Source organism: Kitasatospora putterlickiae, from assembly GCF_039527695.1.
GTDB classification, from domain to species: domain Bacteria; phylum Actinomycetota; class Actinomycetes; order Streptomycetales; family Streptomycetaceae; genus Kitasatospora; species Kitasatospora putterlickiae.
Window position 1 is genome coordinate 1 of the sequence record NZ_BAAAKJ010000569.1, and the last position, 12,967, is coordinate 12,967.

4 protein-coding genes and 1 pseudogene are annotated in these 12,967 nt (G+C 72.8%); 2 read left to right on the top strand and 3 right to left on the bottom strand.

The window, feature by feature from the left end; all coding sequences use genetic code 11:
* Both ABD308_RS39435 and ABD308_RS39440 read right to left on the bottom strand, forming a co-directional pair.
* A partial coding sequence (locus ABD308_RS39435; RefSeq protein WP_425554972.1) for a beta-ketoacyl synthase N-terminal-like domain-containing protein occupies nucleotides 1-928 on the bottom strand: 928 nt, incomplete at its 3' end.
* On the bottom strand, nucleotides 925-10,296 hold the full coding sequence (locus ABD308_RS39440) for a type I polyketide synthase (protein ID WP_425554973.1): 9,372 nt from the start codon (nucleotides 10,294-10,296) through the stop codon (nucleotides 925-927). The genes ABD308_RS39435 and ABD308_RS39440, both read right to left, overlap by 4 nt.
* A gap of 500 nt (nucleotides 10,297-10,796) precedes the next feature.
* Between ABD308_RS39440 and ABD308_RS39445 the strand changes: the two genes are divergently transcribed.
* Both ABD308_RS39445 and lspA read left to right on the top strand, forming a co-directional pair.
* Nucleotides 10,797-11,984, top strand: coding sequence for an aminotransferase-like domain-containing protein (locus ABD308_RS39445; protein WP_344345965.1), 1,188 nt, complete (start codon nucleotides 10,797-10,799; stop codon nucleotides 11,982-11,984).
* Nucleotides 11,985-12,138: 154 nt separating this feature from the next.
* Nucleotides 12,139-12,687, top strand: coding sequence for a signal peptidase II (gene lspA, locus ABD308_RS39450; RefSeq protein ID WP_344345967.1), 549 nt, complete (start codon nucleotides 12,139-12,141; stop codon nucleotides 12,685-12,687).
* A 107-nt stretch (nucleotides 12,688-12,794) separates the two neighbouring features.
* Here the strand turns inward: lspA and ABD308_RS39455 are convergent.
* Nucleotides 12,795-12,967 (bottom strand): annotated as a pseudogene (locus ABD308_RS39455) (pirin family protein); the annotation flags it as partial.

Consider the following 12,967-nt stretch of genomic DNA (forward strand, 5'->3'; position numbering starts at 1 on the left):
CCGCCGAACCCCGCACCACCCCCAACACCCGACGCCCCCACCGCCGCGCATCCGACAACCGCTCCAACACCAACACACCACAACCCTCACCAAACCCCGTCCCGTCCGCGCCCTCACCGAACGCCCGGCACCGCCCATCCGCCGACAAACCCCCCTGACTGCCGAGCTCGATCAGCGTGGACGGGGTCGCCATGACGGTGACACCACCGGCGAGCGCCATCGAGCACTCCCCCCGCCGCAACGACTGCACCGCCAGATGCAACGCCACCAACGACGACGAACACGCCGTGTCCACCGACACCGCCGGCCCCTCCAGCCCCAGCACATAGGACACCCGGCCCGACGCGACACTGGCGGTGTTTCCCGTACCGACGTAGCCCTCGGCCTCGACGGGGATGGACGACAGCCGGGTGACGTACTCCCCGGAGATCACTCCGGTGAACACCCCGGTGGGGCTGCCCTTCAGGCTGTCCGGACGGATCCCCGCCCGCTCCAGCGCCTCCCACGACACCTCCAGCAGCAACCGCTGCTGCGGATCCATCGCCTCCGCCTCACGCGGCGACACCCCGAAGAACCCCGCGTCGAACAGATCCGCCTCGTGCAGGAACCCCCCGCCGCGGGTGGGGATCGAGCCGGGTTCGCGCTCCTGCCCGTCGGGGTCCTGGAGATGCTCCAGATCCCAGCCCCGGCCCTCCGGGAAGCCGGAGATCGCGTCACGCCCCTCCGACACCAGTTGCCACAGGTCCTCCGGCGACCTCACCCCACCCGGATACCGGCACCCCATCCCCACGATCGCGATCGGCTCGTGGGCCTTCTCCTCCAGTTCCCTGGCCTGCTGTCGTGCCTCACGCAGGTCCGTCGTGGCGCGCTTGAGGTAGTCGCGGAGCTTGGCTTCGTTGGACATCGGGCTCATCTTTCTGTACCTCAGCGCGAGAGTTCGTTGTCGAGGGCGTCGAAGAGTTCGTCATCGGTCGCGTGGTCGAGATCGTCGACGGGTTCGGCGGTTTCGTCCTGCTCCCGCTGCCAGGCCCGAAGGATCCGGGTCAGCCGGGTGGTGATCCTGGTGCGGTCCTCGCGCTCGCCGGCGAAGAGCTTCAGCGCCTCCTCCATCCGGTCGGCGTCCGCGAGGATGCGGGAGACCGGATCCGGCTGTTCGGGCTCCAGCGCCTCCAGGAGATGGGCGGCCAGGTCGTCCGGTGTGGGCCGGTCGAACAGCACGTTGACGGGGAGCCTGAGTCCGGTGGCCGCGTTGAGCCGGTTGCGCAGTTCGACGAGGGTGAGGGAATCGAGGCCGAGTGCCCGGAACTCCGTCCCGGTGTCGATGGCTTCGGACTCCGGGTGGCCGAGGACGTCGGCGATCTCCTGGCACAGGAGGTCCTTCACGACGTCGAGGCCCCGTCGTCCGGTCGCCCCCTCGATCCGGCCGGTCCAGGAAGCGGGGCCCGCCGCCCTCGGCGCCGCGGCGGAGGCCGCCGTGCGCCGGACCGGGGCGGAGACGAGGCCGCGCAGCAGCGGGGGCAGGTCGGCCGCGGCGGCCCTCTCCCGCAGTCGCGCCGAGTCGAGCACCAACGGCGCCACGGCCGGCTCGCTCGTCTGCCACGCGTCGTCGAACAGCGCCATGCCCTGCTCGGAGGAGATCTTTCCGATGCCGTGCCGCTCGAAGCGCTGGAAGGCCGCGCCGTCGAGGCCGGCGGTCATGCCGGACTCCTGCTCCCACAGCCCCCAGGCGAGCGAGACGCCCGGAAGCCCCTGGGCCGACCGCTCGTGCGCCAGCGCGTCCAGGAACGTGTTCGCCGCCGCGTAGTTCGCCTGTCCCGCGGTGCCGAGGAGACCCGACACCGACGAATACACCACGAACGCCGCCAGGTCCGGGCAGCGCTCCCGCGTCACCTCGTGCAACGCCCACGCACCGTCCACCTTCGACCGCAACACCTCCCCCAACGCCTCCGCGTCCAAGGACACCAGCACCCCGTCCCGCAACACACCCGCCACATGGAACACACCCGTCAGCGGCCGCACCGCCAACACCTCGTCGACCACCACCCCCAACGCCACCCGATCCGCCACATCACACGCCCGCACCACCACACTGCGAGCCCCCAGCCCCAGCAACTCCTCCCGCAACCCCACCGCCCCCGGCGCGTCCACACCCCGACGACTCACCAGCACCAGATGACGCACCCCACGCGCCACCACCAGATGACGCGCCAGCAACGCCCCCAGCACCCCCGTACCACCCACCACCAACACCGCCCCCTCCGGATCCAACGGCACCGGAAGGGTGAGCACGTTCTTGCCGGTGTGGCGGCCCTGGCTGATGTGGCGGAAGGCGTCCTTGCCCCGGCGGACGTCCCGGACGGTGAGCGGCAGATGGGTGAGCGCACCGTCCTCGAAGAGCTCCACGAGGTGGGTGAGCATCTCCTGGATGCGCTCCGCGTCGACCACCATGAGGTCGAACGCCTGGTAGGAGATGTCGGCGAAGGACGCGGGGTCCCTGACGTCGGTCTTGCCCATCTCCAGGAACCGGCCACCGGGCCGCAGCAGGCGCAGTGAGGCGTCCACGTACTCGTGGGCCAGCGAGTTGAGCACGACGTCGAAACCGCCGTCCTCGCCCAGCACCTGGCGGAACCCCTGCTCGAAGAGGAGGTCCCGGGACGAGGCGATGCACTCGTCCGGCAGGCCCATGGAGCGCAGCGTGTCCCACTTGCCGGGGCTCGCGGTGCCGAAGACCCGCGCGCCGAGATGCCGGCCGAGCTGGACCGCGGCCATGCCGACCCCGCCCGCCGCCGCGTGGACCAGCAGCGTCTGGCCCGGGGCCAGCGCGGCCAGGTCGGTCAGCGCGTAGTAGGCGGTCAGGAAGACCACGGGAACGGCTGCCGCCTGGGCGAACGTCCAGCCGTCCGGGATGCCGACGAGCGTCCTGCTGTCAGCGGCCACCAGCGGTCCGAACGCACCGGGCAGCAGGCCCATGACCCGGTCGCCGGCCGCGAACCGGGTCACCCCGGGTCCGACCTCGGTGACCACGCCGGCCCCCTCGATGCCGAGCGGGCCCGCGTCCCCGGGGTAGAGCCCCAGGGCGTTCAGCGCGTCACGGAAGTTGAGGCCCGCGGCGCGGACGGCGACGCGCACCTCTCCGGGCAGCAGGGGGGCGAGCGCCTCGGGGCGAGGGCGGAGGGACAGCGCGTCGAAAGAGCCGCTGGCGCCCGGTTCCATCCGCCAGGCCTGCGCGTCCGCCGGGGGTTCGAGCAGCTCACGGGGTGTCCGCCGGGTCAGCCGGGCGGCCTTCAACACACCGTTGCGCAGCGCCAGTTGGGGCTCGCCGGTGGCAAGGGCGGCGGCCACCAGGCCGGGGGTCGGGTCGACGTCGACGTCGAGCAGGACGAAGCGGCCCGGGTGTTCGGTCTGGGCCGTGCGCAGCAGGCCCCACAGCACGGACGCGGCGAGGTCCGCCACGCCTTCGCCCGCTTCGACGGCCACCGCCTTCCGGGTGAGAACCACCAGGGGTGCGGAGGTCCGGTGCTCTTCGGCCAGCCAGCTCTTGAGCAGGCGAAGGACGTCCTGGGCGGCGTCATGGGCCCCGGACGACACCTCGTGCTCCGGCACGCCGGCCGTCCACGGGATGACGGCCACCTCCAGGTCCTCGACCGCGCCGGACAGCGCGGCGAGGTCGCTGTGGCGCGTCACGCCCGGCAGGTCCGGGCCGCGCGTGCCGAGGACGGCCCAGCGGCCCGTCGGCAAGTCCGGCGCGGCATCGGCCGACGTGGTGACGGCGGCCTGGCCCCGCACGGGAAGCCAGTCCACGGCGAACAGCGGCCTTCGGGACCCGCCCGAGGCGGAGTAGGGGCGCAGGGTCAGCGCTTCGACGGTGGCGACCGGCGCCCCGCCGGCGTCACAGACGTCCAGGGCCACGGTGTCGGTGCCGGTGGGCGTCAGCCGTACCCGCAGCGCGGTGGCGCCGGTGGTGTGCAGGACGGCACCGGACCAGGCGAACGGCAGCCGGAGCCCGGCCGCCTGGTCGCCCTCCAGGACGAGCAGGTGCAGTGCCGCGTCCAGGACGGCCGGATGCACGCCGAAACCGGAGGGCTCCACGCCGGCCGGAAGCCTGACCTCCGCGTACAGCACGTCGCCGTCGCGCCAGGCGGCGCGCAGACCTCGGAACGTCGGCCCGTAGTCGTAGCCGCGGGCGGTCAGGGCCTCGTACGCGTCGGCCACGTCGAGGGGGGCGGCGTCCTTCGGCGGCCAGGTCGTCAGCGCGCTCCCGGTGCCTTCGGCCTCGGCCGCGAGCACGCCGGTGGCGTGGCGCGTCCAGGTGTCGCCGGAGCGCGTGAACACGGCCAGCGACCAGCGTCCCTCCTCCGCGGGATCCACCACCACGCGCAGGTCCGCCGGCGCGCCGGGGCGAAGGGACAGCGGGGCTTCCAGGGTGAGTTCGTCCAGCCGCCGGCACCCGGCCCGGGCGCCCGCCGCGAGGGCGAGGTCGACCAGCGCCACTCCGGGCAACAGCACCTCGCCGCCGATGACGTGGTCGCCCGTCCAGGGGTGGGTCGTGGGCGAGACGCGGCCGGTGAACACCCAGCCCTTCCCGTCGGGCCGCTCGACCGCCGCGGCCAGCAGCGGATGCCCCGCCGTCTCCAGACCCGCCGACGCCATGCCCGAGACGGCGGTGTCCCCCGTCAGCCAGTAGGACCCGTGCTGGAAGGCGTACGTCGGCAGCTCCACCGGCCGCGCGTCCGGGAAGAGCGGGGACCAGTCGGGCAGGTGGCCGGCGAAGGCGGCCTGCGCGACCGCGGTGAGCAGGGAACCGCTCTCCGGGCGGCGGGCACGCAGCAGCGGCAGGGTGATCGCGTCGGTCCCGTCCGGCAGGCACTCCTGGACCAGGCCCGTCAGTACACCGTCGGGGCCGAGTTCGAGGTAGGTCCCCACTCCGAGCGCGGCGAGGCGTTCGACCCCCTCGCCGAACCGGACGGCACGGCGGATGTGGGACACCCAGTAGTCGGGGGAGCACAGTTGCTCGGCGGTGGCCTCCCTCCCGGTCAGGTTGGACACGACGGAGAGCGCGGGTTCGCGGAAGGTCAGGCCTTCGAGGACGCCGCGGAACTCCTCCAGCGCGCTCTCCATGTGGGGAGAGTGGAAGGCGTGGCTGACCCGCAGCCGCCTGGTCCTGCGTCCCAGCGCCGCGAAGTGGTCCGCGACCTCGGTGGCGACCGCGGCGTCACCCGAGACCACGACGGACCGCGGGCCGTTGACCGCGGCGATCCCGGCCAGCTGGTCGCGGTCTCCGAGGACCGCCAGGACCTCCCGTTCGGTGGCCTGCACGGCGATCATGGCGCCGTCGCCGCGGGCGGCCTGCATCAGCCGTCCCCGCGTCGCCACCATGAGCGCGGCGTCCGCCAGGTCGAGCACGCCCGCGACATGGGCGGCGGTCACTTCGCCGACCGAGTGTCCGAGCAGGTGGTCGGGCCGGATGCCGTAGTGCTCCAGGAGCCTGAACTGCGCGGTCTCCAGGGCGAACAGGGCCGACTGGGCGTACAGGGTGCGGTCCAGGAGCTCGGCGTCCGTGCCGAAGACGACGTCCTTCAGGGGGACGGGCAGATGGGCGTCCAGCCGCGCGCACGCCTCGTCGAAGGCCTTCGCGAAGACGGGGAAGTCCCGGTGCAGTTGGCGGCCCATGCCGAGGCGTTGCGCGCCCTGGCCGGTGAAGATCAGCGCGAGCCTGTTCGAGCCGCCGGGGGGTGTGGTGGGGGGTGTGACGGTGACGTTGTCCGCCGTGCCGCCCTCGGCCAGCGCGCGCAGCCCCGCGAACAACTCCTCACGACCCGCGCCCGTCACCACCGCGCGGTGCTCGAACAACGACCGCCGCGAGACCAGCGACCACCCCACACCACCCACCTCGACCGGCTCACGCCCCGCGAGGTACTCCACCAACCGCCCGGCCTGCGCCCGCAACGCCTCCACCGACCGACCCGACACCACCCACGGCACCACACCCACACCGTCAACCGGGCCTTCAGCGGGGACGGACTCCTCCGCGACCCCCTCCACGATCACATGCGCGTTCGTCCCACTGATCCCGAACGACGACACCCCGGCCCGCCGCGGCCGACCCACCACCGGCCACTCCCGCGCCTCGGACAACAACTCCACCCCACCCGCCGACCAGTCCACATGCGAGGACGGCACCTCCGCGTGCAACGTCCGCGGCAACACCCCGCGCCCCATCGCCAACACCATCTTCATCACACCCGCCACACCCGCCGCGGCCTGCGTATGACCGATGTTCGACTTCACCGAACCCAGCCACAACGGCACCTCACGCCCCACCCCGTACGCCGACAACAACGCCTGCGCCTCGATCGGATCCCCCAACCGCGTCCCCGTCCCATGCGCCTCCACCGCGTCCACCTCACCCGCCACCAACCCCGCGTCCCCCAACGCCCCACGCACCACCCGCACCTGCGCCCGACCACTCGGCGCCGTCAACCCGTTCGACGCACCGTCCTGATTCACCGCCGAACCCCGCACCACCCCCAACACCCGACGCCCCCACCGCCGCGCATCAGACAACCGCTCCAACACCAACACACCACAACCCTCACCAAACCCCGTCCCGCTCGCGCCCTCACCGAACGCCCGGCACCGACCATCCGCCGACAAACCCCCCTGGCTGGCGAACTCGATCAGGGCGAACGGGGAGGCCATCACCGTGACACCACCGGCGAGCGCCATCGAGCACTCCCCCCGCCGCAACGACTGCACCGCCAGATGCAACGCCACCAACGACGACGAACACGCCGTGTCCACCGACACCGCCGGCCCCTCCAGCCCCAACACATAGGACACCCGGCCCGACGCGACACTGCCCTCGTTGCCGGTCAGCATGTGCCCTTCGAACTCCACCGGAACCTGGGAGGGCGGGGGCCGGTAGCCGCTGTTCATCACTCCGGTGAACACCCCGGTGGGGCTGCCCTTCAGCGTGTCGGGACGGATCCCCGCCCGCTCCAACGCCTCCCACGACACCTCCAGCAGCAACCGCTGCTGCGGATCCATCGCCTCCGCCTCACGCGGCGACACCCCGAAGAACCCCGCGTCGAACAGATCCGCCTCGTGCAGGAACCCCCCACCGCGGGTGTACGTCCGCCCGCCTCCGCCCGCGTCCGGATCGGGGTCCTGGAGGTGCTCCAGATCCCAGCCCCGGCCCTCCGGGAAGCCGGAGATCGCGTCACGCCCCTCCGACACCAGCCGCCACAGGTCCTCCGGCGACCTCACCCCACCCGGATACCGGCACCCCATCCCCACGATCGCGATCGGCTCGTCGCCGTAGGAGGCGCGTTCGGGCGCGGTGCCGGTGTCGGTTCGTTCACCCGCGAGCTCCGCGCGCAACCACCCCGCCAGGAGGGCGGGCGTGGGGTGGTCGAAGATCAGCGTGGGCGAGAGCGGGACGCCGGTGGCGGCGGTCAGCCGTTCCAGGAGGGTGACGGCGTCCAGCGAGTTGAAGCCGAGGTCCTTGAACCGGCGGGAGGTGTCGACCAGCCCGGGATCGGGGTGGCCCAGCACGGCCGCGGCGTGTTCCCGTACGAGGTCCGCCAGTTCGCCGCCGCCGTGTCGCGACGGCTCGGGCGCGGGGGACCCGGTGCCCGCACCGGGCACGGGACGGTCCGCCGTCACGGGCTCACGCCGGTCCTCGCCGTCCAGCCAGTACGACTGCCGCTGGAACGGGTAGGTGGGCAGCCGGAGCCGGCGCCCGGTGGCCGTCGGGAGCGCGGTGTGCCAGTCGACCGGCACGCCGCACACCTGGAGCCGGGCCACGGAGTCCAGCAGCCGGCGCGGACCGCCCTCGCCGCGGCGGAGCGTTCCGGTGACCGTCGCCGCGGTACCGACGGTCTGCTGGAGCGCGACGGTGAGCACGGGATGCGGGCTGACCTCGACGAACGTCCGGTGCCCGGCCTCCAGCAGGTGACGGGTGGAGGTCTCCATCCGCACCGGGTTGCGCAGGTTGCGGTACCAGTAGTCGGCGTCCAGCTCCGTGGTGTCGGTGATCTCACCGGTGACGGTGGAGCAGAACGGGATCCGCGACGGGCGCGCGGTGATCCCGGCGAGTTCCGTCAGCATCGTGTCCCGCAGGACCTCCACGTCGCTGGAGTGCGAGGCGTAGTCGACCGGGATCGCGCGCACCCAGACGCCCTCGGCCTCGTACTCCGCGAGCAGCCGGTCGATGCTCTCGGGCGAGCCGGAGACCACCGTGGACTCCGGACCGTTGACCGCGGCGATCTCCACCCCGTCCCAGCCCTGGGCGAGCCGGTCGCGGACCCGTGCCAGGGGCAGCGAGACGGTGGCCATGGCACCGGTGCCCGCCAGCCGGCCGAGCGCGCGGCTGCGCAGTGCGACGATCTTCGCGGCGTCCTCGATGCTGAGGGCTCCCGCGACGCACGCGGCGGCGATCTCGCCCTGCGAGTGCCCCACCACCGCGTCAGGACGCACCCCGAAGGAGCCCCACACCTCGGTCAGGGCGAGCATCATGGCCCACAGCACGGGCTGGACGACGTCGGCCCGTTCCAGGGTCGGGGCGCCGGGCGTCCCGCGCAGAACGTCGAGGAGCGACCAGCCGACGTGCGGCCGCAGCGCGCTGTCGCACCGCTCGATCCGCTCCCGGAAGACGGGCGAGGCGTCGAGCAGCTCCTTCGCCATGCCGTCCCACTGCGCGCCCTGGCCCGGGTAGACGAAGGTGACCCCGCCCCCCTCGCCCACGCTGCCCCTGACCAGTGCCGGATCGAATCCGCCGGGCTCGGCGGCGACGTCCAGCGCCCGGAGGAACTCCTCGCGGTCGGCCGCGACGAGTACCGCGCGGTGCTCCCACGTCGCGCGGGTGGTGGCCAACGACAGGGCCACGTCGGCGGGGTCGGCGTCGGGCTCCTCGGCCAGGTACGACCGGAGGCGGTCGGCCTGGCCCCGCAGCGCCTCCGGCGTGGAACCGGACAGGACCCACGGCACCACACCGAAACCGCCGTGTGCCGCCGCCCGGGCGCTCTCCGCGGGGGCGGGCGGCTGAGACAGCACGACGTGGCAGTTGGTCCCTCCGAGACCGAACGAGCTGACGCCCGCGAGCCGGGTGCCGTCCACCTCGGGCCACGGCAGCCGGTCCGTCACCATGCGCAGACGCAGCGCGTCCATGTCGATCATCGGGTTGGGGGTGCGGAAGTTGAGGCTCGGCGGCAACGTCGCGTGCTTGAGGGACAGCGCCACCTTGACCAGGCCGACCACGCCCGCCGCGGCCTCCAGGTGGCCGACGTTCGTCTTGACGGAACCGACGTTCAGGGGGGTCGGGCCGGCCGAACGCGCGGCGCCGAACACGGCGCCCAGCGCGGCGGCCTCGACCGGGTCGCCGACCCGGGTGCCCGTCCCGTGCAGTTCGACGTAGTGGACGTGCGCCGGGTCGACACCCGCCCTCGCGCAGGCCCGCCGCAGCACCTCCTCCTGGGCGGCCCGGGTCGGTACCGCCAGCCCCTCCCCGCCGCCGTCGTTGTTCAGGGCGCTGCCGAGCAGGACGCCGTAGACGAGGTCGCCGTCCGCGAGGGCCCGGCTCAGGGGCTTGAGCACCACCATCGCCCCGCCCTCGCCGCGTACGTAGCCGTTCGCCCGCTCGTCGAAGGTGAAGCAGCGGCCGTCGGGCGAGAGCGCGCCGAGCCCGGCCATCGCGTGCGCCGTGTCGGACAGCAGGTTGAGATGGACACCGCCCGCCACGGCGAGCGCGGAATCGCCGCGCCGCAGGCTCTCGCAGGCCAGGTGAACGGCGGCCAGCGACGACGCCTGGCCGGCGTCGACGGTGAGGCTGGGGCCCTTCAGACCGAGGGCGTACGAGACCCGGTTGGCCGTCATGCCGCGCTGGGTGCCGGCGACGGTGTGCGGGGTCCGGGCGGCCGGTCCCCGACGGTCGAGCAGGACGGTGTAGTCGCCGGACGCCACGCCGAGGAAGACGGCCGTGTCCTGGGCGCGCCATGTCGCGGGGCCGATCCCCGCGTCCTCGAAGGCCTCCCAGCTCAGCTCCAGGGCCAGGCGCTGCTGCGGATCCATCGCGGCGGCCTCGCGGGGACCGATCCCGAAGAATCCCGCGTCGAACTGGTCCACGTCCTCCAGGAACGCCCCCCACCGCAGGGCGGGCGGCTGGTCGTTCCCGGGCCCCTCGGGGCCGCCCGCGCGATCGGCGGGAGTTTCGGTGACGGCGCTGCGTCCGTCCCGCAGGAGGTCCCACAACTGCCGGGGTCCCGCGGCCCCCGGAAGCCGGCAGGAGATTCCGACCAGCGCTATGGGCTCCTCCGGCGCCGCCCGATTCCCCGCGAAATTCTCGGAGGCCTCGGAATGCCCATGGCGGAGATCGAACATGACGCCCCCTGATATCGCTACGAACCGATCTACGGCATGACGGAAAGCATTCCGAGGAACCAAGAAAAGGGAGACCCGGAAGGGAACCGAGGAAAGGGGCTCCGGGGTGGCCCGGCAAAACACTGTGGAACAAGGCACACGGCTCCCAGCACACTGGCACACGCACCACACCGGCCGACAAGCCTGTTCGACGACCGAGCATGCGTTTTCGGCCCATCCGGCGGGAAGGTCCCGGCGGGCGCCGGTCCCGTCCCCACCTGGTGGTTTCCCGAACCTCACGGTCCGGCGCGGCCGGTCGCGGAAACCGTTCCCGACGTGGCGGCATGATCAATCTCGGCAAGAAATCGATGGGACATGTTTGGGCACTCCCGGGACTGTCACACCCGGGACATCACCCCGTTCGTCCGTAGTCTGCGGGCATGACGAGCCCAGCCGCCGCCCCCCTCCCCCTCGCACGCCCCGCCCCTGCCCACGCCTCGTCCGTGCGGGAGATCCTCGACCTCACGGCACGGCCGACGGTGATCTCGTTCGCCGGCGGTCTGCCCGCCCCGGAGCTCTTCGACGTCGCCGGCCTGCGAGCCGCGTACGACCACGTACTGAGCACGGCCCCGAGCCGTGTCCTCCAGTACTCGACCACCGAGGGCGACCCGGGTCTGCGGGCGGCCGTCGCGGAGCGGCTGAGTGCCCGCGCCCTGCCCACGGCGGTGGACGACCTGCTGGTCACCTCGGGTTCCCAGCAGGCGCTGTCGTTGACCTCGACGGCGCTGCTGGCCCCCGGCGACACCGTCCTCGTGGAGAACCCCACCTATCTGGCGGCGCTGCAGTGCTTCGCCTTCGTGGGAGCGCGCGTCGTCCCGGTCCCGTCCGACGAGGGCGGCATCGACCCGGTGGCACTGGCCGGCCTCGTGGCCTCGGAGCGGCCCAAACTGCTCTACGCCGTCCCCAACTTCCAGAATCCGACCGGGCGCACGCTCTCCGTCGAGCGCCGTCGGGCCATCGCGGAGGTCGCGGCCCGCCACGGCCTGTGGATCGTCGAGGACGACCCCTACGGCGAGCTGAGGTTCGACGGCGCACCGCTGCCGTGGATCGCCTCGTTCGACGGCGCGGCCGACCGCACGGTGCTGCTCGGCAGCCTCTCCAAGATCATGTCCCCGGGCATGCGCCTCGGCTGGCTGCGCGCTCCGGCCGCGCTGCGCCAGGCCTGCGCGACGGTGAAGCAGACCACCGATCTGCACTCCTCCACCGTCGACCAGGCGGCCGCCGCCCGGTACCTCACCGATGCCCGCCTCGACGCGCACCTGACGCGGGTCCGCGCCGCCTACCGGGAGCGCCGCGACGCGCTGCTCGACGGCCTGCCCCACACGCTCCCGCCCGCGAGCACCTGGAGCCGGCCGGACGGCGGGATGTTCGTGTGGGTGCGCCTGCCGGACGGGCACGACGCCACCGCCCTGCTGCCCCGGGCCGCGGCCCATGACGTCGCCTACGTGCCCGGCGCGCCGTTCTTCGCCGGCCGGGCCGACCCGGCGACCCTGCGGCTCTCGTTCACCGGGCACTCGGCCGGAACGATCAAGGAAGGACTGACACGGCTCGCCGAAGCCTTCGAGTGACCGCCCCGGCCCACCGTCACCCGTCGGCGGCGAGGGTACGCTCTCGTCCTGACGGTACGCTCCCGATCTTGGAAGCACTCGTGCGCGACCCGCCGTCACCTACAATGCGGCCATGACCGGCTTACTACGCCTACGGGTTGCGCGAGGAGCTTCCTTGCCCGGCTACACGCCTCGACGACTGGGAACCATGACAGCCGTAGCACTCGCGCTGCTGGCGTCGGATTTCATCACCAAACAGATAGCGCTGACGCATTTCTCGGGGACCGATCCGACCGAGGCGCTCGGCGGACTTCTGAAATTCACGGTGGTCTTCAATTCGGGTGGAGCGTTCTCCATCGGCGCGGGCGAGACCTGGTTCTTCACCGCGGTGAAGATGGTGGTCATCGCCGTCATGCTGGTGGTGGCGCCCCGGATCCGCACCCCCGTCTGGGCGGTCTCCTTCGGGCTGGTCATCGCCGGGGCCGCCGGAAACCTCATCGACCGGCTGTTCCGCGCCCCCTCCCCCGGACAGGGCCGCGTCGTGGACTGGATCCAGCTGCCGCACTGGCCGGTCTTCAACCTCGCCGACTGCGGCGTGGTGTGCGGCAGCGCCCTGGTGATGTGGGCCTCGACCCGCGGCATCCGCCTGGACGGCACGCTCGTGTCCAAGGCTCCGACCGAGCCGGACGGAACGGAGCAGCCCGCGGAGGAGCGGGACCGGTAGGGCGTTGAGGAAGCCGGTTTCCTGACGAAGGGCACCCGGTCGGCCGGGGCCTCCGGGCGGCCGGGCCCGAAGCCGGTCAGCCGCCGGTCCCGCGTCGCCCGCGCGGGTCAGCGTTCCCGCCCCCGCGCCTTCAGCGGGAGGGCGGGCAGCTCCGGCGCGTGGAGGCGGGCGCCGTCGTAGCCGTGGACTTCGCCGAATCGTGAGCCCTTCTCCCAGTCGGCGCGTGCTTGGGCGATCTCGTCGCCGGTGCGGCCGATGAAGTTCCACCACATGACGAGTT

Bases quoted from the DNA above. Each gene is read 5' to 3' on its own strand.
- ABD308_RS39445 (WP_344345965.1), top strand. From the start codon at position 10,797: ATGACGAGCCCAGCCGCCGCCCCCCTCCCCCTCGCACGCCCCGCCCCT.